Annotated in this window: 16 protein-coding genes; 7 read left to right on the top strand and 9 right to left on the bottom strand. The window is 70.9% G+C overall.

Annotated elements, in window-relative coordinates:
- Positions 1-43: 43 nt before the first annotated feature.
- Complete coding sequence (locus tag LN251_RS29380) at positions 44-832, bottom strand: amidohydrolase family protein (protein WP_458247201.1); 789 nt, start codon at positions 830-832, stop codon at positions 44-46.
- A 99-nt stretch (positions 833-931) separates the two neighbouring features.
- Between LN251_RS29380 and LN251_RS29375 the strand changes: the two genes are divergently transcribed.
- Positions 932-1,336 (top strand): MerR family transcriptional regulator, encoded by a 405-nt coding sequence (locus tag LN251_RS29375; protein ID WP_458247200.1) that lies wholly within the window; start codon positions 932-934, stop codon positions 1,334-1,336.
- 28 nt (positions 1,337-1,364) lie between these two features.
- Here the strand turns inward: LN251_RS29375 and LN251_RS29370 are convergent, their stop codons facing one another.
- Entirely contained in the window at positions 1,365-2,261 is an 897-nt protein-coding gene (locus LN251_RS29370; protein ID WP_458247199.1) for an aminoglycoside phosphotransferase family protein, read from the bottom strand.
- Between the two features lie 836 nt (positions 2,262-3,097).
- On the opposite strand from LN251_RS29370, the gene LN251_RS29365 reads away from it, so the two are divergent.
- Positions 3,098-4,768, top strand: coding sequence for an FAD-dependent monooxygenase (locus tag LN251_RS29365; RefSeq protein WP_458247198.1), 1,671 nt, complete (start codon positions 3,098-3,100; stop codon positions 4,766-4,768).
- A gap of 598 nt (positions 4,769-5,366) precedes the next feature.
- Positions 5,367-7,421: a SpoIIE family protein phosphatase gene (locus tag LN251_RS29360; RefSeq protein ID WP_458247197.1), complete on the top strand. Its 2,055-nt coding sequence runs from the start codon at positions 5,367-5,369 to the stop codon at positions 7,419-7,421.
- 179 nt (positions 7,422-7,600) lie between these two features.
- On the opposite strand, the gene LN251_RS29355 is transcribed toward LN251_RS29360, so the two are convergent.
- Complete coding sequence (locus tag LN251_RS29355) at positions 7,601-10,054, bottom strand: SpoIIE family protein phosphatase (RefSeq protein ID WP_458247196.1); 2,454 nt, start codon at positions 10,052-10,054, stop codon at positions 7,601-7,603.
- A 147-nt stretch (positions 10,055-10,201) separates the two neighbouring features.
- A complete protein-coding gene (locus LN251_RS29350; RefSeq protein WP_458247195.1) occupies positions 10,202-10,783 on the bottom strand; it encodes a PadR family transcriptional regulator in 582 nt (193 codons plus the stop codon).
- A 107-nt stretch (positions 10,784-10,890) separates the two neighbouring features.
- On the opposite strand from LN251_RS29350, the gene LN251_RS29345 reads away from it, so the two are divergent.
- Both LN251_RS29345 and LN251_RS29340 read left to right on the top strand, forming a co-directional pair.
- A complete protein-coding gene (locus LN251_RS29345) occupies positions 10,891-11,568 on the top strand; it encodes an ABC transporter ATP-binding protein (protein ID WP_458247194.1) in 678 nt (225 codons plus the stop codon).
- A 5-nt stretch (positions 11,569-11,573) separates the two neighbouring features.
- Positions 11,574-14,390: an FtsX-like permease family protein gene (locus LN251_RS29340; RefSeq protein WP_458248186.1), complete on the top strand. Its 2,817-nt coding sequence runs from the start codon at positions 11,574-11,576 to the stop codon at positions 14,388-14,390.
- A gap of 51 nt (positions 14,391-14,441) precedes the next feature.
- Here LN251_RS29340 and LN251_RS29335 read toward each other — a convergent pair whose 3' ends face one another.
- Positions 14,442-15,953: a carotenoid oxygenase family protein gene (locus LN251_RS29335; RefSeq protein ID WP_458248185.1), complete on the bottom strand. Its 1,512-nt coding sequence runs from the start codon at positions 15,951-15,953 to the stop codon at positions 14,442-14,444.
- 210 nt (positions 15,954-16,163) lie between these two features.
- On the opposite strand from LN251_RS29335, the gene LN251_RS29330 reads away from it, so the two are divergent.
- Positions 16,164-16,769, top strand: coding sequence for a hypothetical protein (locus tag LN251_RS29330; protein WP_458247193.1), 606 nt, complete (start codon positions 16,164-16,166; stop codon positions 16,767-16,769).
- Positions 16,770-17,034: 265 nt separating this feature from the next.
- Here LN251_RS29330 and LN251_RS29325 read toward each other — a convergent pair whose 3' ends face one another.
- A complete protein-coding gene (locus LN251_RS29325) occupies positions 17,035-17,637 on the bottom strand; it encodes a cadmium resistance transporter (RefSeq protein WP_458247192.1) in 603 nt (200 codons plus the stop codon).
- A gap of 533 nt (positions 17,638-18,170) precedes the next feature.
- Complete coding sequence (locus LN251_RS29320; RefSeq protein ID WP_458247191.1) at positions 18,171-18,686, bottom strand: TspO/MBR family protein; 516 nt, start codon at positions 18,684-18,686, stop codon at positions 18,171-18,173.
- 331 nt (positions 18,687-19,017) lie between these two features.
- Between LN251_RS29320 and LN251_RS29315 the strand changes: the two genes are divergently transcribed.
- A complete protein-coding gene (locus tag LN251_RS29315; RefSeq protein ID WP_458247190.1) occupies positions 19,018-21,180 on the top strand; it encodes a SpoIIE family protein phosphatase in 2,163 nt (720 codons plus the stop codon).
- A gap of 69 nt (positions 21,181-21,249) precedes the next feature.
- Here LN251_RS29315 and LN251_RS29310 read toward each other — a convergent pair whose 3' ends face one another.
- Both LN251_RS29310 and LN251_RS29305 read right to left on the bottom strand, forming a co-directional pair.
- Positions 21,250-22,434 (bottom strand): type III polyketide synthase, encoded by a 1,185-nt coding sequence (locus LN251_RS29310; RefSeq protein ID WP_458247189.1) that lies wholly within the window; start codon positions 22,432-22,434, stop codon positions 21,250-21,252.
- 288 nt (positions 22,435-22,722) lie between these two features.
- Positions 22,723-23,751: a hypothetical protein gene (locus tag LN251_RS29305; RefSeq protein WP_458247188.1), complete on the bottom strand. Its 1,029-nt coding sequence runs from the start codon at positions 23,749-23,751 to the stop codon at positions 22,723-22,725.
- Positions 23,752-24,192 lie beyond the last annotated feature (441 nt).

Here is a 24,192-nt window from a genome sequence, read left to right as displayed (position 1 = left end):
GACAGAGCAGCGCCAGAACCGACCAACACAGCAGATGGGTTCCTTAGCCGAGTCCGACCAGTTCGGCCATCGTCCCGCCAAGGACCCGATCGCGAACTCCGCCCGGGCTGGTGACCCGTTCGACCAGGGCTCGGGCGAGTACCGGGTCGCCGTACGGTGCGTCGGAACCGAACAGGGTCCGATCCGGGATCTCCTTGATGGCAAGCCGGACCGCGAAGACGATGTTGGCCGTGGACAGCTCCAGGTACATGTTGGGCGTGTCCCGTAGCAGTTCGATCGCCTGCATCCAGTACTGCCCTCCCAACTGGCTGACCACCAGTGGTACGTCGCGGTACCGGCGGGCCAGCGAGGCCAGCGTTGCCAAGTCCTCCGCGGTGGCCGGCGCGGATCCGTGGACGACCACGGGCAACCGCCCGTGATCGGCCGCCGCCTGGAGGACCGGTTCGATGAGCCCTGCTCCTCCCGCTGGCGGCGTCAGCTCCCCGATCCCGCACAGTCCGCGCCCGGCCACCTCCTGCTCCACGATCTCGGCTGTCGCCGGCGATCCCAGGCCCAGCGGCACTGACAGGAAGCCGATGAACCGGTCCGGCCTTGCGGCAAGCGCCGCGTCCAATTCCGCCCACGCCCCCCGGTACGCCTCGACCGTGCCGGCCCGGCCCGCGAGGGCCTTCTCCAGAATGGTCATCTCCTGGCGCAGTTCGGCCAGATCGCGAGCCCGTTCCGGGTGCGGTCGTGTGGCGAACAGGACGGCGCGGTCGACTCCGGCCTCGTCCAGCAGCTTCACGTGCATCTCGAGCGGGTCGTGGACGTGGCTGTGCGCGTCGATGATCACTGATGCGTTCCTCTCTCTTCCGGCGGCCCGGAATGCGGCCGCTCAGGGCACTGTTGCTCCCTGACACCGTTGGAAGGTCAAGTCGGAAGGAACGGATCGGTGCTGATCGGAGAGCTCTCGCGGCAAACCGGAGTGAGCGAACGGCTGCTGCGCTACTACGAGCGGACAGGACTGATCCATGCCGAGCGCCGCGCCAACGGCTACCGCGACTACGAGGAACAGACGGCCGAGACCGTACGCCGCGTGCGCGCCCTGCTGGCCGCCGGCCTCCCCACCCGCATCATCCGTCAGGTCCTGCCCTGCATGCAGGACCCGCAGACGCTGCATCCCTGCCCCGGAGTCGTCAGCAGCCTGCGCGACCAACTGGACATACTCGATCACCGCGCCGCCGAGCTGGAGACCGCCCGTCGCCTACTGCGCCAGACGATTGCCGCTACCGAGCGCACCGAAGCACCGCAGACCGAGCTCGAAAGCCGGGACCCCCGAACTGCGCGATCGCACTGACATCTCGCAGGTGAACCACAGCCGCACGTCACGCCATCGACTGCAGAATGCGGTCGAGTGTGCGGCGCCCCATTCTGCTCATCGTCGGATTGCTCTGGGCGTAGTACCAGACGAGACCCATCGCCTGTTCGAACGCCCATGCCTTGCCGCGCTCCCACTCCAGATCGCCGCAGCCCAGTGTCCGCCGGAGCACTTCTCGGGGGCCCGGCTCCAGCAGGTGCCAGGCACCGACCAGATCCAGGGCGGGGTCGGCCGGTCCGAAGCCGCCGGTGTCGAGTACCCCGCTGAGCCGGTCTCCGGTGACCAGTACATTGCCGGGGATCAGGTCACCATGGCTCATCACGTCGGCATCCTCGCGCGGCAACTCCCTGAAGGAGTTCCACATGTGGCGCAGGCGGGGTACGTCGAGCAGACTCTCGCTCTCCTCGAAGCACTCCGCCATCCAGGCGTCGTGGTGCGCGATAACGCCGCCGCGATTGTCACCGCTGAAGCGCCGCCCCCGCGTGTCGGCCTCCCGCAGGGCGGCGATGAAGGCCGCCAGGTCCTCGGCAAAGGCGTTTGACCCACTGGGGTCGGCATCGAACGCGATCGTTCCCGGCAGCCATGTCTGAACCGACCATGGCATGGGGTAACCCGCTCCCGGCTTCCCCAAGACGACGGGTTCAGGGACAGGAAACCGAGACACCTGTGCCAGCTCCGCGCTCGCCCGGGCTTCCTGTTCCAGAATCGCCAGCGCCTCATCGGCGTCGGCCAGACGCAACGGGAAGCGCGCTGAGAGGTCTTGCCCGATACGGAAGATGGCGTTGACGGTCCCGGTCGACGCAAGTCGGCGGATCTCCCTGCCGTTCCACTCAGGGAACTGTTCCTGGATCAACATCGCAACGATGTCGGGGGTCACGTCCACCTGGTCATCGTGCATGGTCATTCCGACGGCCCTTCCACTAGTCCGATGCGAAGCGCCGGAAACAGACCGGATCAACTGCGACGACAGTCAGTATTCATCCGCCAGGGTTCAGATCAACTGGGATTTTCGCCTGGCTCAAGCTGTGGAGCGCCAGTGCCCGCGTTGCTTCAAAAGCTCTGTGCAGGAGGCAACTTGCGCGGAGACAACGCAACTTCGACATGGCCCGCTCAGCGAGATGGCGCCGACTGGTGCGTTGAGTCGGCCACGCCCCACGAACCTCCGCCACCACGTGCAAGCCACCGAACCGGGTCCACACAGTTCCTCACCCAGGGAGAGACGCGTGCCCCATCCGGAGCACCTTCCCGACCATGGCTCCGCCCCGCACGCCCTTACCTTCCACTACGCGTTTGCCCCGGACGGAAACTGACCACCGCACAAAAAGGGTGGTGTCACGAGCGGTCGATGGAAGTGACCTGAGGGGACGCGGCCGCAGACCGTCTGACTCACCTGTTCGGCTGCACGACGTGTCCGGACTGCGCTTCAGAATTCTCGGTACCGGATCGGATCGCGGCTTTCCAGGCCCAGCAGCTGATGGGACCTCCTGAGGCGTCTCCACCAGATGGGTGTGCAGGCACGGAATACGAGAGTGAGTGACGGGCGGCAACCGCGACCTCAGCGGACGTACGGGACTTCTGTGGTGACCTGCGGCGACCAAGTCGTGCAGGCCGGCGAGGAATACATGCCGCATCAGACCGCCGACTCACGACGGTCCTCACGCCTGTCGTCTCCGACAGGCACGTCCCGACCTCTTGAAGCAAACTGCTCGTGACCCGAGCCGGACGACAGGGGAGCCTGACATGGGCGATGTCGACACACTCGTGGTGGGCGCTGGCCCAGTAGGCCTGACGGCAGCGGCTGAGCTGCGGCGGCATGGTGTGGACTGCCGCATCGTCGACAGACTGGCCGTCCCGGAACCCCATGCCAAGGCCATCGGTATCGTGCCCCGCACCATGGAGGTGTGGGACGCCATGGGCCTGGTCCGCCGAGTCCTGGACGAGGCGGTGCCGCACCTGGGCCAGCTGGTCTACATCGACGGCAAGCCCCGCCCCCCGGTCGAGCTGGCTCTGCCGCCCGAGATCCCCTATCCCTTCGTGACACTGCCCCAGTACGCGACCGAGCGGTTGCTCGCCGAGCACCTGGCGAGCTTCGGCACGCAGGTGGAGCGGCCGACCGAGCTCCGCTCTCTTCAGACGCACCCGGACGGCGTAGAGGCCGTTCTCGCGCATGCCGACGGACGGATCGAGCGACTGCGGGCCCGCTACGTCGTGGGCTGCGACGGCGCGCACAGCCTGGTCCGCAAGGCGGCGGGGCTGACCTACGAGGGCGATGCCTTCCCCGAGCAGTACATGATCGGTGACGTCGAAGTCGACTGGGGACTGCCCGCCGGCTACAGCATGCGGGCCGTGAACCTGGACCCGAACGGTGAAGTGGACGACATGCTCGTCTGCATTCCGATGCCGGGCGTTCGCAGGTACTGGCTGTCGATGCTGCGCCCCCGCGCCGAGGCCGAGGGTGTGGACGGCTCGAACGCACCGGAAGACGCCGGCCTCGGCTCGGGGGACGAGCAGGGACTGAACCTCGAGCAGATCCAGGCCGTGCTCGACCGGCTGTCCCCAGAGGTGACGACCGCCTCCACGCTGCGCTGGTCCTCCACCTTCCGGACCAGCCACCGCCTGGTCGACCGGTACCGCAACGGGCGTCTCCTCGTCGCCGGGGACGCCGCGCACATCCACCCGCCGATCGGCGGGCAGGGTCTGAACACCGGCGTACAGGACGCCTACAACCTCGCCTGGAAACTGGCCCTGGTCGTCCGCGGAGTAGCCACTGACGACCTGCTCGAGACGTACCACGCCGAACGGCACCCGATCGCTCGGGAAGTCGTCGACCGCACCGTCCGGCATGCCCGCAACGTCCGCAAGGCCGGCTCGGGCCCCCTCAACAACGGTGCAGACGCAGGGACGATGCTGCGGCGACAGGCCCAGCTGCTGGTCGCCTACCCGGACAGCCCGCTCACCCAGTCGCAGGCGGACGGCGCCCCTGACGCCGGCCCTGCCCCCGGTGACCGGGCACCTGACTGCCGCGGCCTGCAGAGCGAACTCGCCACCTATCCGCGGCGGCTCTTCGACCTGCTGCGCACCCCACGGCACGTGCTGCTGCTGTTCGCGGGGCCGGAGCACGCATCGGGCGACGGCGCCGCCCGGCTCGAGGCGTGTGCCGTCGAGGCGCATCGCGCCGCCCACGGTCTGCTGGACGCCTATCTGGTCACGGCCGCCGATGTTCCGCGGGACGCCCGACCGGTCGGCCTGCGTCCGCCGCTGGTGCGCGACGCGGCGGGCGAGTTCCAGGACGTCTATGCGCCGCGGGACGGCGAGGCCATCCTGATCCGTCCGGACGGCTACCTCTCCGGACGCTTCCATCCCGCCACACCGGAACGCCTGGCAGCCCACCTGGGCCGCACCTTCGCCTGATGGTCACGGCCGACTCCGGCCGGCCGCCGCACCGATGCCGTCCCCGCAGGTGGGACCGGCGGTGTGCAGCGCGGCATGCGCGAGGCGCACGGAGAGTTCGATGCGGACCTCGACCGACCGGCCGACGGAAACACCGGCAACGCCGCCCCGCCATGGGCCACGGCTATGACGAGGCCGGAGTCATGATCCCGTACGGGGGTGATCTCGTGACCGTCCACCCAACCGCGGTCGGCCGGCTGACCGCCGCCCTGCGGATGGAACAGACAGTGCTCGGCCACCCACGGTGTGCCGCCGCGCTCTCCTGTGGCGGCGACCCGGGTCTGGGCCCGCTCCTCGTATCCCCGCGCTCGGCACCGCCGTCCCCGCTGCGCGCGGCCGCCTCGCCAGCACGGTCATCCTGCGAACCGGAAAAGTGATAAAAACGGTGTTCTGGGCAGAAGCGGAGGAGTGGCGGACGCTGTCACCCCCGGGGCGCACGGCTCGCCGCCGCGCTGTTGCTCCTTCCCGCCGGAAGGCGGGAGCCGCCTGTAGGGAGCGAGGGGCCTTGACCGGTCTGGGTGATCCGAGAGCGGAAGCGGATACGAGCGCACTGGATGCCGTGTTCGCGGAGACGGTTCGCCGCACCGGCGCGTCCATCGGCGCCCTGTACCTGCTCGCCCCGGACGGCCGCCTTCTGCGTCTGGACGCGCTGTGTGGAGCACCGGTCGAGTTCGCCGCACCCTGGTCGACGGTACCGCTCGCCTCACCGGCCCCGGTGGCCGAGGCCGTCCGCGAGGAGCGCATGGTGTGGGTGGGCAGTCAGCAGGAGATGGCCCGCTCCTATCCGCGCACCGCCATGGTGCTCCCGTACCCGATGTCGCTGGCTGCCGCCCCCGTCGTCGGCGTAAGGTCCTGGGGATGCCTGCTGTTGATGTGGTCGGGTACGCGTCCGCCGCACATGACCCCGCGCGAGCGCGGCAACATCATGTCCAGCTGCCGCCGTCTGGCCCGGCTGCTGGAGGAAGCCGCGGAGCAGGGTGCCCGTCCCCGCTCCGGAGGGCCCCGCGCCGTGCCGGCGGGAATCGGCCGCCAGTACGCACCCCCGGAGCTGGCCCTCGCCGACTTCGTCGAGCGGCTGCCCGGCGGAAGCTGCGCCCTGGACCTGGAAGGCCGCTTCACCTACGTCAGTTCGAGCGCCGCCGACCTGCTCGGCCGTCAGCCGGCCCGGCTGCTGGGCACCCAGCCGTGGCAGTCGCTGCGCTGGCTCGACGACCCCGTCTACGAGGACCACTACCGGGCCGCGGTCATCAGCCGGAAGCCCGTTTCCTTCACCGCGTGCCGCCCGCCGGAGCAGTGGCTCGACATCCACCTGTATCCCGACGAGAGCGGCATCAGCGTCCGTATCCTTCCCAGCCATGCGCGGGAGCCGTCCCCGTCGGCGTCCGGCCGGTCCGCCGTCCCGGCCCGGGCCGGCCAGCTGTATCAGCTCACGCATCTGGCCGCCGCGCTGACCGAGGTCGTCGGCGTCCAGGACGTCGTCGACCTGGTCGCCGACCAGATCATGCCCGCCTTCGGCGCCCAGGGACTGGTCCTGTCCACCGCGGACGCCGGCCGACTGCGGATCACCGGCCACCGGGGGTACGCCGACCACACCATCGAGCGCCTGGACGGGCTCCCCCTCGACACCGCCTTCACTCCGGCAGGGCAGACCCTCAGCAGCGGCATCCCCGCCTTCTTCGCCGACCCGGAGGAGATGCGGCGCACCCACCCCGACGCGCCGCAGGTCAGCGGGAAACAGGCCTGGGCCTTCCTCCCGCTGATCATCTCCGGCCGCCCCGTCGGTGTCTGCGTCCTGTCCTACGACCATCCCCACACCTTCCCCGCCGAGGAACGCGCCGTTCTGACCTCGCTGGCCGGACTGATCGCCCAGGCATTCGACCGCGCCCGCCTCTACGACACCAAGCACGAACTCGCCCACGGCCTCCAGCAGGCGCTGCTGCCGCGCAGCCTCCCCACGATCGACGGACTGCGGGTGACCGCCCGCTACCTGCCCGCCACCCACGGCATGGACATCGGCGGAGACTTCTACGACCTCATCCGCCTCGGCGACACCGCGGCGGCCGCCGTCATCGGCGACGTCCAGGGCCACAACGTCGCCGCCGCCGCCCTGATGGGCCAGGTGCGCACCGGCGTGCACGCCCACGCGGCCCTCGGCACGCCCCCCGACCAGGTCCTGCACCGCGCCAACCAGCTCCTGACCGACCTCGACCCCGGCCTGTTCACCAGTTGCCTCTACGCCCACCTCGACTTCGGCCGCCGGCGTGTCACGTTGGCCAATGCCGGGCACCCCCCACCGATCCTGCGCCTCCCGGACGGTGAGACACGCCCTCTGCAGGTCCCGCCCGGGCCGCTCCTCGGCATCGATCCCGGCGCCGTCTTCCCGGTGACCGAGATCCCCCTGCTGAAGGGGATGCTGCTGGCCCTGTACACCGACGGTCTCGTCGAAGCGCCGGGCGTGGACCTCGACGACTCCATCGCCCTCCTCGCGCACGATCTCGCCGAAGCCGACGTCGGGGACCTGGAGCTGCTCCTCGACACGGTGCTGAGCAGAGCGGGCACCAACGGGCAGCGCCTGGACGACGTCGCGCTTCTCGTACTCCAGGACACCCTCTGACGGGCGGCACCCCCACGAGAGCGGTTGCTCGACACGGTGGACACCGTCGGCCGGAGGCCAGCGGACTTCCGGCCCCGCGGCGGCGAGGACGCCGGTCTCACCTCACCTCGTGTGCGGACCCGTCCGGATGGCACCAGCCACCGATCTTCCCGCCCCGTCGGCCGGCCGGTGTTCGGCTGTCATGCTGACTCCGTCCCCGGGACGGACTGCGCGCACCAGATGGTCTTGCCGTGGGTGGTGTGCCGGGTGCCCCAGCCCTGGGTGAGTTGGGCGACGAGCAGCAGGCCCCGGCCGCCCTCGTCGAGGTCGCGTGCCCGGCGCAGATGCGGGGCGGTGTTGCTGGAGTCGGAGACCTCGCAGATCAAGGCGCTGTCGCGGATGAGCCGGAGCCGGATCGGGGGCTCGCCGTAGCGGATGGCGTTGGTCACCAGCTCGCTGACGACCAGTTCGGTGACGAACGCCGCCTCCTCCAGGCCCCAGGCCTCCACCTGCTCGACGGCGACCTTCCTGAGGTGCGGTACCTGTGCGAAGTCCGGTTCGACGTCCCAGTCGGCCACGTGCTGGGGATCCAGGGCGCGCGTGCGGGCGACCAGCAGCGCGGCGTCGTCCGTGCGGAGTTCGGCCGGCGTGGCGGCGTCCATCACCGTGTCGCACAGGGACTCCAGGGAGGCCCGGGGATCCAGGACCCGTAGCAACTCGGCGATCCCCTGGTCGATGTCGAGTGCGCGGCTTTCGACCAGCCCGTCGGTGTAGAGGGCGATCAGGCTGCCTTCCGGCAGCTCGATCTCGGTCGCTTCGAACGGCAGTCCGCCGATGCCCAGGGGCGGTCCCGGTTGCGCCGAGACCGGGGCCGTGGAGCCGTCGGGGCAGAGGATCAGCGGGAGCGGATGTCCCGCGCTCGCCAGCGTCAGTCGGCGGGTGACCGGGTCGTAGACCGTATAGAGGCAGGTGGCGCCCGTCTCGCCGGTCGTCTGGGCATGGCTCGTCGACTGGAGGTCGCTGGAGAGGTGGAGGACCAGGTCGTCCAGGTAGGTCAGCAACTCGTCGGGCGGCAGGTCGACATCGGCGAGGGTACGGACCGCGGTGCGCAGCCGCCCCATGCTGGCCGAGGCGTGAAGGCCGTGGCCGACGACGTCTCCGACGATCAGCGCGACCCTGGCGCCGGACAGGGGGATCACGTCGAACCAGTCGCCGCCCACCTCCGCGCCGGTGCCCGCGGGCAGGTAGCGCGAGGCGACCTCGACGGCTTCCTGCTTCGGCAACCCCTGCGGCAGCAGGCTGCGTTGCAGGGTCAGCGCGGTGGAGCGCTCGCGGGAGTACCGGCGGGCGTTGTCGATGGCGACGGCCGCCTTGGCGGTCAGCTCTTCGGCCAGGATCAGGTCGTCCGCGGTGAAGGCCTCGGGCCGGTCGGTACGGCAGAAGGCCACCACTCCGAGCAGTGCCCCGCGTGCGCGCAGCGGCACCGTGATCCGTCCCGTCAGTCCGTCCACGGCGAGGGAGGCGTCGATCACCGGATTGCCCGGCGGCCAGCGGGCGGGGTCGGCGGCGAGTCCGGGTCCGAAGGCCCACTCGCTGCCGGGACCGGGTTCCTCGGCGACCTCGACCAGGGGGTTGCCGGTGGCCATGCAGCGGGCTGCGACGGAGTCCGGGGCGAGGGTGACCGGCGGCGGGGGTCCGGCGTGTCCGTCGGCGTCCTGCCCGGCGCTGTGCCGGGCGGCGCGGCTGAGCGTGATGGCCTCCCGGCCGGCGAGTGTCGACGCCGAGGGAGGCTCCTCTCCGCACAGCACCTCGTCGAACAGGTCCACGGTGACGAGGTCGGTGAAGCCGGGCACGGAGGCCCGCGCCAGGTCCTGGGCCGTTCCGATCACGTCGAGGGTCCGGCCGATGTCCCGGCCGGCCTCGTTGAGGATGAGCAACCGCTGCCGGGCCCAGTACTCGGCGCTCATGTCGAATCCCCAGTTGGCGACCGCACGGACCCTGCCCTCGGCATCGCGGACGGGCCAGATGCTGGTGGCCCAGGCGTTGGCGTAGTTGCTGCCCAGCGGGCGGAAGACGGTGATCAGGCGTGCGGGTTCGCCCGTCCTGGCGACCTCGGAGAGCTGGTCGGTGTAGGGCTCGTCGTCCCTTTCGGGAAACAGCGTGCGGTCGAACACGGGAAGCACCTCGCGGTACTTCTTGCCGAGGACTTGGTCCTCGGAGTGCGCGATCACCCGGCCCGACGAGGCGTTGATCCACAGGAACCGCAGGTCCGGGTCGTAGACGCCCAGGGCGAAGGGGCACTGCTCGAAGGCCCGGTCGGCGATGACCGGTCGGCCGTCCCAGCGTTGGACGGTCAGGACCTTGCCCTGTGCGTGCCCGTGAGAGCCGAACAGCGGCTGGGCGGTCATCACGGCGTCCACGGACGTGCCGTCCCGGTGACGCAGGGTGATGAGTCCGGAGGCGTCGGCATCCGTTCCGTGATGCTCGGGGAAGCCGGTGGGAGCGGGTCCGACCAGCAGGTCGGTCACGGGCCGGCCGACGGTGTCCTCAGCCGTCCAGCCCAGCAGCTGACACCCGCCCTCGCTCCAGCCGCTCACCTGGCCGTCCGGGTCGACCACGACGACGGCAGTGGGCGCGTCCTGTCGGTCGGCCATTTCCACGCACCACACCTCCGTCCGGACACGGTTGTCCGCAAGGGCTGATGTCCAGCCTAGGTGCACTCCTGCCGCACGGCGTCCCAGCCGGTACGTCCGGGCTAGGCAAGACCCGGCCTCGCACGGACCGGCAGGTGGAAAGCGCCGTCAGGCCCCTTGCCGGTCCTCCTCGGCGATGTCGGCCTGTGGGAGAGCGGTGTCGGCGCGGTCGGTGATGGGGGCGAGGCGCTGGGCGGCCGTGCCGAGGAGTTCCAGATCGGCCTTGGTGTGGGCGATCGCCGCGTCGATCAGAAGGGTGACCAGGGGATCGTCCGCTCGGGTGCGCCGCAGCCGGGTCAGGCCGGCCAGTTCGGCGACGTAGGTCTGCTGCTGTGCGGTGACGAGCGCGTCGAGGGCGTCTCGGCCGAGAGAGGAGGCGCCGAAGAGTTTGAGGAACAGCTCGTCGCGGAAGCCCCCGGTGCGCACCCAGGCACTGGTGGCCCAGTTCCGCAACTCCTCGTGACCGGCGGGCGTGAGGGTGTAGCGGGTCTTGTCGGGGCGGTCCGCCTGGTTCACATGGGAGCGGACGACATAGCCGTCCCGGACCAGGCGGTCGAGGATCTGGTAGAGGTGCCCGATGTTCAGGCCGCCCCACTGGGGGCCCATGGCCTGCTCGAATCGGCCCTTGAGCTCATAGCCGTGGTCCGGGCCGTCGGCCAGCAGCGCGAGCACCGCGTGGTGAAGCGGCATGGACCCTCCTGCAACGCCATTTACATGCCTGATGGATTGTGACAATGTACCGCTACATTGTGACAATGCAGGAGGGTGGCAGCACGGTGGATGTGACGTTACGAGGCGTGACGCGCCGGTATGCGCAGCTGGTCGCGCTGGACGCCGCCGACCTGCGCATCGAGTCGGGGACAGCCGTCGCGCTGACCGGTCCCTCGGGGTCGGGCAAGTCCACGGTGCTGCATCTGCTCGGCGGCATGGACCGTCCCAGCGGCGGGACGGTGGAGGTCGACGGCGACGAGCTCACACCGCGGCGGCTGGACGCGCACCGCCGACAAGTCGGCTTCGTCTTCCAGCGCTTCCATCTGCTGCCGGCGCTGACCGTGCTGGACAACGTCCTCGCGCCGGTGCTGCCGCGGCGCGTGGACTTCGACCGGCAGGCACGTGCGAAGGAACTCCTGGAGGCCGTCGGCCTCGCGGAGCGTGCGGACGCGCTGCCGTCGGAGCTGTCCGGCGGCCAGCAGCAACGGGTCGCCATCGCACGGGGGTTGATCAACCGCCCCGGGCTGCTGCTCGCCGACGAGCCGACCGGGAACCTGGACAGCACGACCGGGCGGGAGACAGTCGAACTGCTGCTCTCGCTGCGCGAGCGTTACGGCACGACCATGCTGGTGGCCACCCACGACGTCGAGGTGGCCGCGAACTGCGACCGGATCGTACGGCTGCACGACGGCCGGATCGTGGCCGACGACCGGGTGACGCCGGACGGCGACGTCCTCGGCCGTCTCGGAGGCCTGCGCCCGTGATCGGCATGATCCTCTCCCAGCTGCGGCGCCGGCGCGGGCGGGCCCTCGCCCTGGCCCTGGGCATCCTGGTCGCGGCCACCGGCTTCACCCTGCTGACCTCGGCCGTCAACACCAGCCGCGCCCAGACCACCGGAGTGGTCCGGCACAACGCCCGATCCGCCTACGACATCCTGGTCCGCCCGCCCACCGCGCAGACCCCCCTCGAGCGCCAACGCGGCCTGGTGCAGGCCAACTTCCTGTCCGGCGTGTTCGGCGGCATCACCCTCGACCAGTACCGGCGCATCGAAAAACTGCCAGGACTCGACACCGCGGCCCCCATCGCCAACATCGGCTACCTGATGGTGGACGGCCGCCTGCGCCTCGACGTCTCCCGCTTCCTCGATTCCCAGGCCCCCGCCCAACTGCTGCGCCTGAAGCCGACGGTGAAGGCCGGCCTCGGCAGCTACCCGGCCGCCGACCAGTACGTCTACCTGACCCGCAACCCCATCGGCATCCGCAACGACCTCATGGCCGACACCGGACTGACCGGACTGGAACAGGAGACGGCGGCCGGGCGCACGTACTGGGTGTGCTGGTACTACAACAGCGACAAGTCCGATACGACGACGGGCGTCGACGGCAAGACGCTGACACCGCAGGCCGACCCCGGCTACAACCCCGTACCGACGTCCGCCTTCGACCGGGACGCCCGGTCGCGGATGACCTGCCGGTCGGGGCAGGGCAAGGCGTCGGCGGATATCCCGGTCGCCTTCCCGGTCCTGCTGTCCGCCGTCGACCCGGAAGCCGAGGACCGGCTGGTCGGCATCGGCGACACGGTCACCTCCGGCCGGATGCTCACCGCGAAGGACCGTCCCGTGTGGGGCCCCGACCCCTTCGACAGCGGCCCGGCGGCCAACCGCCAGCACGACTACCAGGTCCCGGTCATGCTCAGCAGCCACGCCCTGACCTCCACGACCCTGACGGCGAAAGTACAGCGCCTCGAAGCGGGCGACCCGGCCGGACTGCCCAGCAGGCTGGGCAGTCCGGCCGCCCACCGGTTCGTCACCGCGCTGCGGGGCCGGACCGTCGGCACCGTCGGCGCCGACCTCGACACGGCCTTCCGCTCCGTCGACCACGCCGGCAACTTCGACGCCGGCGGCTACTGGACCGTCGGCCCGGTCGCCTACGCCACCTCCACCGACGGCCTGGTGGCGCGGACCCGCCCGCAACAGCCCGCCGACGTCTGGAAGAACAACCTCGAAGGGACCTCGGCGCTGTTGTCCGACGTGCCCGAGGAGAACGGCGGCACGCAGTACCGCACGGTCGCCGGCCACGCCTCCACGAACTGCGGGGGACACAAGACCTGCAGCGGCCCGGACAGCGGCCGCGCCCCGATCCCGGTCCTCCATCTGGTCGGCCGCTACGACACCACACGGCTGCACGGCTTCTCCGCGCTCTCCGCCGTGCCGCTGGAGACCTACCGCTCCCCACAGGTCACCGGCGCCGACGCGGTCACCCGCTCCGCGCTCGGCGGCCGACCACTGCACCCCGACCGCAACCTGGGCGGCTACCTCACCCCTCCGCCCACCCTGCTCACCACGCTGGACTCCATCGGCGCGTTCACCAAGAGCCGCCACACCCCAAGCGCCCAGGAAAGGGCGCCGGTCAGCGCCATCCGCATCCGGGTGGCCGGCGTGAGCGGCGTCGACTCCGCCTCCCGCGCCCGCGTGAACGCCGTGGCCGCGCGCATCCATGACACGTTCCCGCACCTACGCGTCGACGTCACCGTGGGCAGTTCCCCGGCACCCCAGACCGTCGCCCTCGCCGGCGGGCTCACCGTCCGGGAGAACTGGACCGCCAAGGGCGTGGCCCTGCACATCCTGCAGGCCGTGGACACCAAGAGTGCCGTGCTGTTCGTGCTCGTGCTGGTGGTCTGCGGGCTGTTCCTCACCCAGGCCGCGCTGGCCGGCGTGCGCTCCCGGCGCACCGAGATCGGCACGCTGCGCTGTACGGGGTGGAGCGCGGCGGAAGTCCTGCGCCTGATCCTCGGCGAACTCGCCGCGGTCGGCCTCGCCGCGGGCGCCCTGGGCGTGCTGTTCGCCTACGTCCTGGGCACCCTGCTCGGACTCTCCCACTCGTTCGCCAAAGCCGCCCTGGTACTGCCGGTCGCCCTGCTCCTCGCACTGGCGGCGGGGCTGCTCCCCGCCTGGCGGTCGACCCGGATCAGCCCCCTCGACGCCGTCACGCCTCCGGTCGCCCCGGCCCGCCGCTCCGTCCCCGTGCGTTCGATCGCCGGTCTCGCCCAACGCGACCTGCTGCGGGCCCGCGGACGCACCGTGCTCGGCGCGGCCGGCCTCGCCCTGGCGGTCGCGGCGTTCACCGTACTGCTCTCGGTCACCTTCGCCTTCCAGGGCGAGGTCGCGGGTTCCCTGCTGGGCGACGCGGTGGTGGCCCGGGCCCGTACCGCCGACTACCTGAGCGTCACCCTGACCCTCCTGCTCGGCGCGGCCGGCGCGGTGGACGTCCTGGTCATGTCCCAGCGGGAACGGGCAACGGACCTCGCGGTGCTGCGCGCCACCGGCTGGACCACACGCGAGCTGGCCCGGCTCACCCTCTACGAGGGCCTCGGCCTGGCCCTGCTCGGCAGCCTCACGGGCGCCGCCGCCGGACTGGGCACCGTCCTCGCACTCGGCGAAGGAGTCCTGTCCGGGCACCTGCTGCCGGTCGCCGCGGCCGCCGTGACAGCCGTCCTCGTCTCGACGGGCCTGGTCTGCGCGGCGCTGACCGTCCCCATCCGCACCCTGACCCGCATCGCTCCTTTGCGCGTTCTGACCGCGGACTGACGACGACGACAAGACGACAAGAACGTCCCCGGCGCGGGGTGAATAGTGTCCCTAGGCGTCGGCAATCCAGCTGCCGTGAAATCCCAGCGGTACGCGGCCGGGCAGCTGGATCCGGGCCAGCGGGTGTCCGCCGAAGTCCTGGGCCGACAGGATGACCAGGTCGGTCGCGCCACGGTCGGGGTCGTTCACGTACGACAGGACGTAACCGTCGTCCTCGTCCCGTGCGCCGTGCCGGGGAACGAACACCGGCTCGCCGGCCGCCGCGCCCTCGGGGAGGCGGTGTACCTGCCCACTGCCTCGCAGCATGTCCTGTTTGATCAGGTAGTTGGAGAACTTCTGGTCCGGCGGCACGCCGTCGACGGTCTCGTACGCGCGCCACATCTCGGCCGCGCTCGCGGTGTAGGCGTAGCGGTGCCGGCGTGCGACGAGGGATTCGTTGATGCGGGGGAATTCCTGCGGGCGGTCGTCCAGCCGGTCGCTGCGCACCCGGCCCGCCCGCGGGTCGATCGTCCAGCGGTCCAGTGTCGGGGCACCGGTCGCGCAGGGGCCGCCCATCCCGCGGCCGGCGGCGTAGAACGGCGCGGGGAACCCGATGTACTCCATCACGACCGTGTCGCCCTGGTCGTACGCGTTGAGCGTGTGCGAGTAGTACACCGGGTCGATCTCGAACCAGCGTGTGGTGCCACCGCTGCGCGGCAACAGGCCGATGCGCATGGGGTGTCGGTCGTTCCACACGTACGGCACGATCGCGCCCGCCTCCGCGGCGTCGGCGTCGAAGGTGATCGGCACGTCCACGATCACCACGTACTTCTCGGTGAGCGCGAAGTCGTGCATCATCGGGGCGTCCGCGACGGGAACCCGCGTGGTCCGTGCCACCCGGCCGGTTCGGTCGATCATGATATGTCGCACATGGTCCCAGGTGGGGTAGTAGGCGACCGCGTGCAACTCGTCTGCCTCCGCGTCGTACTTGGTGTGCGCGGTGAAGGCGCCCTGGAGGGTGGAGCGGAAGTCGTAGGGGCACACGGTGCCCAATTCGCCGTCCAGCTCGTACGGCAGAGGTCCGCCTTCCTGCAGCGCCAGGATGCGGCCCTTGTACGGGATCACGTGGGTGTTGCACGCGAAGTCGTCCGGCGGCACCTGCCCCGGATAGGTTTCCCCCAGTTTCGTCGTCACCCGTGAGGACCGCACCCAGCGGTTGCGGTACCACTCCGCGCGTCCGCCGCGCAGCCGGACGCCGTGCACCATTCCGTCGCCGAGCATCCAATGATGGGCCCGGACATCCTCGAGGCCCAGCGCGTTCGGGCCGTTGCGCAGATAGCGGCCGTCAAGGTCATGCGGGATGCGGCCGGTGACCTGGAGGTCAAAGGCGGTCAACTCCTCGGTGACGGGGGCGAAGGCGCCTTCCAGAAACGGCCTCGCTCCGCCTGCGCCACCTTTCCCGCCCGTGGCCGCCGCCTGGGCCGCGGTCGTGCGGAGGTTCGGCCCCAGACCGCCCCCGACGATGCCGCCCGCCGCCGCAGCCGCGGCGCCCTTGAGGACTTTCCTTCGTGTGTGACTGGCCATCATGCTTCCCCGTTCAGATGTCTGCACTGCCGCTGACGGCCGCAGGTGCGGCCGACGGAGCAACTCTCCTCTGAGGTCGCCTGTGGAGCAGTCGGCCCAAGTGCCGGATCAGGGGTGGTGCCGGCACCACCCCTGAAACCCCTGTTGAACCCCACTGGCCTCTGTCGCGTTGTGCTTCTGCAGTTCCAGCAACATCGCGGAAATGGGGTAATGGTGGACACGCTCAGGAAGATCATGGACTTGCGGCAGGATCCTGCACCGCAGGCGAGCAATCCGCGCCAGGAGGCCATGTCGTACATCCATGGAGTGCTCAACCAGGGCGGGGCGCAGGGCGTCACCGTGGGGCACGCCGTCGCGGCCGCGATCGAAGGGATTCGCTACGGGGCGGGAGAACACGGCGCACGGGATGTGCACAGGGTATTCATGGACCCGGCACTCACCAACGCGTACCTGACCCCGCTGAACAGCGAGCATGCCCCGGCGGCCCACAGGCAGATCGCTCAGGCCGAGTTCAACTACTGGGCTCAGCAGAACACGCAGGCCCCCACCCGCGGGACCCAGGTGGCAGTGTCTTTCGATGTGGATCAGCGAGTCCAACTGCAGTCCAACATCGGCCGCTTGGTGCAGGCGGGCGAATCCTTCACTCGGCACCTTGCGAACGAGCAGACCTTCAGCACGGGCACCGAAAACCCGGTCGCGCTCTATGCGGGCATGCACCTGCAGTCTGGAGCGTCCCAGCCCCGGGCGAGCCAGCAGTCGGCCAGCTCCCCGCCGCCGGCAGCTCCTGCTCCCGCCGCCAAGGGACCGCGCCGCTAGGTTGCACGGTTCGAGTCACCGGGCCGAGATGAGTTGCCCGTGAGGTGCGGTGCGGCCTGGGAGGCGAACGCGAGTCCGTTGGTTCGCGCAGTCCCAGGCCGCGCCCTTGCTTTCGTGGGCGTCGCGTCCTGGATGCTCCACGACTGCGAAGACGCCGAAGGCAAGAAGCACGCTCCGGCCGTGCCCGGCCGTCCTCCACGGAATGCCACTTCGCCAGTACGGACAGGCCAGGTGAGCGCATGACCAGGTGACGCACGGCCCGCTGTCACAGCCCGAAGGCGCCGCCCTCGACGAGGATGAGCAGGCCGATGGCGATCAGGACCAGGGGCAGCAGGATGTGGCCCCAGCGAGAGAGCGCCTTCGCGATGACGGGACGGGTGGCGAAGAACTTGCCCGCCCAGCACCACACGGCCACGAGCACGAGGAACACCACGGCGTACACGCTCATCCCGCCGATGCCCGCGGTGGCGAACACGGGCACGTAGACGCCGATGTTGTCGCCCCCGTTGGCGAAGGTGACGGCTGCGACCTCCAGCGGGCCCGGCCCGCCCTCCCTGGCCCGTTCCTCCTCGTCATCGCTGCCGCCGTGGCGGTCCCTCCATGCCCGCCAGGCGGCCTTCAGGCCCAGGGCGAGCGGCAGAAGGCCGAGGTAGGGGATGACGGCCTCGGGCAGGAACGTCGCACCGAGAGCGGCAGCCACCGCCACGGCGAGAATCACGGCGAAGCCCAGGTACTGACCCAGCATGATGCGGCGGGCGGATCCGGGGTGACCGGCGCCCTGGGCGAAGAACAGTGCCAGCACCAGGATGTCGTCGATGTTGGTGACGGCGAACAGGCCGACGGCCTGTCCGATGATGCCCAGGTGCACAGTGGCTGCTCTCCTCTGCCGCGGGTTGCCTGGTGAGGCTACCCGCAGGCGTGGGGGCACCTGGCCTGCGCGCTCGAATCGCTCGGGGGCGCCGGAGTGCGCTCCGTCGACGCCTGGGACTTCGCCGAGCAGCATCCGCCGGACAGCGGCGGTACGGCCGTATGGACCTCGCCTGCGCCGACACCTGGAGCGGACCCGGCGACGTGACCGTGACCCTGCGGACGAGCAGGGACACGCCGACCGCGCCCGCCCGCACGGTCGCGCGGGCGCGGTCGACCGCCGCCTGCAGCCGATTCGGCCAGAACATAGCGGCGACGACCGGACGGCGGTCACCGAGTGGTCACTGGTGCGTGCCGGCAGCCGGCAGCAGGGCCGTGACACGTCTGTCGGTGAGGAGGAGGGACGTATCGGCGATGAAGGAGGGACGGACCCTCGACGCGCCTGCCTCCCACAGACCCCGAACCCAGCTCCGGGCCACGCTGTCGACGGGAGAGCGACTGAACGCTCTCGGGTCCCCGTGAGGGACTGGGCCGTCAGCGCGTGGCGTTCCGCCGGACGAGGGAGGCGTTCAGACCGGTGGCGAAGGCGCACCATGCCGCATAGGGCAGGAGGGTGCGGGCCGCCGTCGCGTCGGTGCGAGCGGTGTGACGAATGAGCTGCGCGTTGCTGAGGTCGAGCAGCAGCGTGCCGACCAGAGCGGCCTTGGGGTTGCGCAGACGGAAGAAGAGCCAGTTCCAGCCCGCGTTGAGTGTCAGGTTCACGGCCAGGCTGGTGGCCAGGCGCGTGCGCTCACGCCGGTCGGGGACCGTACCGAGAGCGTGGCCGGCGGCGTAGGCGAGGGTGGCGTACAGCGGCGTCCATACGACGCCGAACGCCCACGACGGGGGCTGCCACTCCGGCTTGCGCAGCGACCTGTACCAGGCGCTGTCGGCGTCGACCGCTCCCGCGCCGGCCACAGCCGTGGCGGCCACTGCCGCGGCGCCGGCGCCGTAGCGCATCCATGGACTCGGCGCCCGCCCCGAGCTTGTACGTCCGCTGATCAGTTTCATGCTGATACGGCTTCCCTGTACTGCGCAGTGCGTACCACCGATCGCGGGACGACCTCGGACCGCGATCACGGCTCCGGGAAGGCCACGCCGGCGCTGTCAGCAGCCAGCACATGAGACGCCGCCGCGGGGGCCGGTGCCCGCAGGGTGGTCGGAGACCAGACATGCTCCATCGCCTCGCCCACGCTCACCGTGCGATCCGCTGGTGTAGGCGAAGCGGGGCCGGGTGTTATTGAATGAGGTTTGCGGTCAGGAATCCCGGACAATCCGTCGCCCGGGTTCTGGTACGGCCCCGGCGTGGTGCCGGGGTTGGCGAGCGAGCTGAGAGAGCCGCATGGACTCCACCCCACCCCCGTCGTCTGCGTCACCGTTCGACATGGTCAGCAGCGCTTTGGGGAAGTACATGCCAGCCGACGGAGCGGCAGCCGCCGCCGGTTCCGCCGACGCGCAGGGGGACAACGCCGCCCGCCACCCCGCACCCGCCGATCCCGCCCCCGCCCGTCAGGAGCAAATTCTCGGCGCGGTCAGTCTGGACCAGGATCTGAGAATCACCCGCTGCAATCTGGACGCCCCCGTCTTCTCGGGGGTGGAGGCGGTGATCGGGAACCCTTTCGTCGATCTCCTGCCTCCCTGGGACGTACCGACGGTCACCCGGCGGCTGCGGCAGGTTCTCGAGAGCGGTGAGCCGCACGTCGCCCGGGTTCAGCGGCTGCGGCGCGGCGACGGGTCGGAGCTGGTGGTCTCGATGAGCATCCTGGCCGCCGCCGCGCCTCAGGAGGGCCTGACCGTCTCGCTGATCGCCATGGCCAAGAGGCTGCACCTGTACGCCGCCGAGACCGCGATCGGCACCTCGTTGGACATCGGCGAGACCGCGCAGTCGCTGGCGGAGTCTCTGCTGGCCTGGGGAGACGTGACGGCCATCGACCTCGACTTCGCCGTATGGACGGGCGAGGTGGTCACCGAGCAGCCGCAGGGGCGCATCCGGCTGCGGCGGGCAGCCCTGGTGCCGGAGCGGGCGTGGCCCGACGGTTATGTGACTCCGGGTGACGATCTTCCCGGAGACGCGAGTCGCCTGCTGTCGCAGGTGATACGGCGTGGCGATGCCGCCCAGCCCATCGTCATACCCGACCGGGCGGCGATCGAGCGGGTCCTCGGCAGCCCGCGGCTGGTACGTGCCCTGGTTCCCGGTGACCAGGCGTCGGGCGTGGCGTGCATTCCACTGGTGCTGGAGGGCGAGCCGCCCGTCGTGCTGGGTGTGGCGGAGGTCTGGCGGCGGGCGGACCGCCCCTTCGAGGACAGCGAGCTGTTCGACCTGCAGGAGCTGGTGGCCAGGACCTCTCACCACGTCGATCTGGCCCGCCAGCACCAGCGTGAGCACACGCAGGTGCTGGCGTTGCAGCGCCGGCTGCTGCCACGGTCCAGCGGCGACACCATCGAGACGGCCAGCATCTACCAGCCCGCCACCCCCGACAGCGCGGGGGTCGGCGGTGACTGGGTGAACAGTTTCCCGCTGCCGGACGGCCGTACCGCGCTGGTGGTCGGGGACGTCGTCGGGCACGGCCTGGGGGCCGCGGCGACCATGGGGCAGCTGAGCATGGAGGCTCGCGCGCTGCTGTCCGCGGGGCTGGCACCCGACGAGGTGCTGGAGCATCTGGACGAGACGGTGTCGCTCCTGGACGAGCCCGACTCCGGGTTGGCGGCCGGTTACAGCGCCCTCGGCTCGACCTGCTGCATCGCCGTGTACGACCCGGTCAGCCACCATGTGTCGCTGGCGAGCGCCGGCCATCTCCCCCCGATCCTGGTACCTCCGGACGGGCCGGCCGGTCCGGTCGCGATCCGCCCCCACCCCGGGCTGGGCACCGAGTTCGCGCTGCGGGAGCCCTACGACGTGCACGCCTTCCCCGCGCCCCCGGGCTCGCTGCTCGCCCTCTACACCGACGGCCTGGTGGAGGATCCCGCCCTGTCGATCGACGAGGGCATCGACAGGCTGACGGCCGCCGTGTCCGCGGTGCACCCCTGGGACGCCCTCCAGGAGGCCGCGCGGCGCGTGGTCTCGGCGCTGACACCGCCGCGCCGGCGCGACGACGTGACCCTGCTGCTCGCCCGCATGATCGGTTACCGCAAGGGGGACACCGCCACCTGGCGTCTGCCCGCGCGCGGCGACGCGGCCGCGCGGGCCCGCACCCTGGCCTCCGAGCTGCTGAGGCAGTGGGGCACCAGAGACGTCATCCGGGACAGCGTGATGCTGGTGGTCGACGAACTGGTCGCCAACGCGGTCCGCTTCGCCGGCGGGCCCATCACGGTGCGGCTGATCAGGGCCGGTCACGGGCTGCTGTGCGAGGTGGGCGACACCGGCAACGGCAGGCCGCGGCGGGGTCCGGGCGGGCTGCTCGACGACGCCGGCCGTGGCCTGCACGTCGTGCATGCGCTCACCACGCGGTGGGGGGTGCGGTGGACCGACACCGGCAAGGTGGTCTGGGCGTCGATCGAGCGGTGAGGAGTCTTCGGCCGGGTACGTGCCCTGGTCAGCCGGGGTCCGGGGCGGTCCAGGTGGTGCGAGTGCGTTCTACAGCCACTGTCCTTCCAGGGCGGTGGCTGTGAGGCCGGGGGCCGCCGCGTACAGGACGGCGCGGCTGCCCGGCTCCTGCCCCGCGTCGTAGGCCCTCCGCATGATGTCGAAGACGGCGGCGCCCCCGCGGTTGCCGCTGGTGTAGCTGTCCCGGCTGTAGTCCAGCAGCCCCGACGGCCACCCGTCGGGCATCGTCTGCTCCATGTACTCCAGCACTCGCGTCCCGCCGGGGTGCGCGAGCAGGACGTCGGGGTGCCAGGAGGCGGGGTCTTCCTGGTAGCGCCGGCGCAGCCACTCCCACATCGCGGTGACCGTCTCCTGCACGGCGCGCGGCCCGCGCCGGTCCATCACGAAATGGGTGCCGTCCTCCCGCGTCTCCAGACGGTGCAGGTCCTGGGTGCCGGGCAGCGTGTGATGCCAGGAGGCGTCCAGCCGCAGCACCGACTCATGCCTCGGGCGGCCTGTGACCACCGCGGCGACCGCGGTGTCCGCGAACAGCAACCGGACGATCAGGGACTCCAGAGTGTCGTCCGCGGGCTGGTAGGTCGTGCTCAGTGCCTCCGCGATCACGACCAGGACCACGCGGTCGGGGTCCGCGGCCACGAGATCGGCCGCCAGTGCGAGGGAGCGGGTCCCGGCTATGCACGCCCACTGAGTGGCCGGCAGCAGCATGACGTCGCTCCGCAGCGGGAGCCGGTTGGCCAGAGAGACATCCAGCCCCGGCAGTGCCGGCGTGGTGGAGTGACTGGTGATCAGACAGTCGACGTCCGCGGCGTCCAGCCCGGCGATCTGCAGGGCCCCGCGTGCCGCGCGCTCCCCGTAGGACTGCACGGCCGCCCAGGCCGGCGCGGTGCGCTCCTGGACGGTCTGCGGCGCGGGTATCGACTCGAGGGCGGCGACGACGCGATCCACGTCCTGTTCGGTGAATCCGTCGTCGGCCAGCGCCTCCCGGGTCGGCCCGATGCCGGCAGCCGGCAGGCCGCTGCCCTTGCCCGGCGCGACGGCGGCCTCCAACGGCAGCATCCAGCCCCGGGTTTCGATGCCCGTACTGGCGGCGATGCCGTCGATCCGCGGCGCCCACGCCGCGTGCGGGTGCCGACTGCGCACTTCGTCAGTGATCTGGTTGGTCTTCACAGCGTGCTCGCCGTGAATCACGGCAGGCGGGCACAAGTAAGCGGCCACGATGGGCACCTTTCTCCAGAGAACGAGATGGAACGTCACGAACGCTGTGTCATGGGCCACTTAGGCAGGGTTTGAGCAAATCGACGACAGCGCGCTCAAGTTCGGGGTTCCGTGTCTGTCTCGAGCATGGATGCAAAAAGGGCATTTGCGCTGTGACCTGGGCAACTTGGGAGGGTCTGCGATGCGTGAGACGGCGCACACTGCCGCACAGGGGATCGGCGCGGTGTCGCGCCCGGCGTCCGGCCTGTCGGCCGACCACCATCAGTACAGGGGCCTGCCCCAGCCCAGCTAGTCGCCGCCGCCGTCCCCGCCGGAGTCGCCGCCGTCACCGCCGTCTTCACCCCAGCCGTCGCCGCCAGGCTCGTTGTCCTCGCCCACTCTCCCCAGGTTGCTGAACCAGGGGCGGTCCCAGTCCCCGTCGACGGCAAAAGGCTCACCGCTGTTCACCGCGCGTCGCTGCGTGCCGAACCGCGCCATCCCCGTCGCGTCTCCCAGCCCGAAGGCGACAGAGAAGACGTGAGCCATGACGGCGTCCAGGGGGTCGGTGCTCTCGTACTGCACGGGGGTCAGTGGCCGCACGACCGTGGTCGGTTCGAGCACCGGCCGGCGGGCGGGACACGTCAGGAGGGCGACGCGCCGTTCGTCGCGCAGCAACCACGAGGTCGTCATGTCCTCCCGCCGCAGCACCCAGTGCTGCCCGGGCAGCCGCGCCTCCACCGAACTCTTCGACTTGCGCCGCTTCTTGTTCAGGGTGAGCTGCGCCGGGGTGTCGCCGACGGTCAGACGCAGGCCCTGGGAGGGGTCCGAAGAGTCGCGGTGGAAGCCGTGCGGCGCCCGGATTCGTACCACGGGAGCCTGCGGCCCCCACACGTCCACGCGTGCCAGCCGCCGGTCCACGGCGACGCTGACGGGCCCGGCGGGTCCCGGCGTCTGCCGTCGCGCCATCCACAGGGGTACGTCCTCGGCGCGCGCCTGGGCCGCCAGGGCAGCGACGCGCTGTGGCCCGCCGCACTGCCGTACCGCCAATTCCCCCAGCTTGCGGGCGAACTCGGCGGCCTGCCGCACCCTCACCGGTGTGGTGGTCCCGGTGACGCGCGTCACCGGGACGATGCCGACGCCGTCAGCCAGCTGCTCCAGCGGGCGTTCCGCTCCGCCGCCCCCGAGCCAGAAGCCGCGCTGGAACGCCTCGGCCATGGCGGCGAGATTCAGCTCGCCCAGCGGCGTGCTCCTGCCGCCCCTGCGCAGGGCGGCCTCCGTCAACTCCACTGTGCGCGCGAGCGGATTCCACGACCGCTCGCCATACAGCACTTCGCTCACGACAACCCCCGCTCCTGCGGACGGCAGAACTCGCCAGGTCCCGCCCCAGGGACCGTACTACTTGCTGGCGGCGAACTCCGTAATCGGCGGGGCGTTGCGGGGTGCGGTCCCGGCGCTCAGCGCTCGAAGGTGCGGTCGGTGGCCTCGGGGGCGGTACGGCCGCCACCAGGACGCGTGCGATGTCGGCGCGCGGCCCGGTCGCACGATCGTGCAGGCGAGGCCGCTTGCCCGTACGAGACGGTCCTGCCCCAGCGAAGGAGTCGTCGGAGGCGATGGCAACGGAGTTCTGGCGTCAGCAAGACCCGGACCTGGCGGCCGATGAACCGAGTCGGGACCGACTGAAGGTCCGTGCGGACGGTGACTGGGGAGAACCGGTTGCCGCGATCTGGCCCTCGACGCCGCCTTTCTTCGTGGACGCTCTCGATTCCTGGCGTGCAGAAG

This window comes from Streptomyces sp. MAI_2237 (genome assembly GCF_054189285.1).
This window is presented reverse-complemented; position numbering and strand designations above follow the sequence as displayed.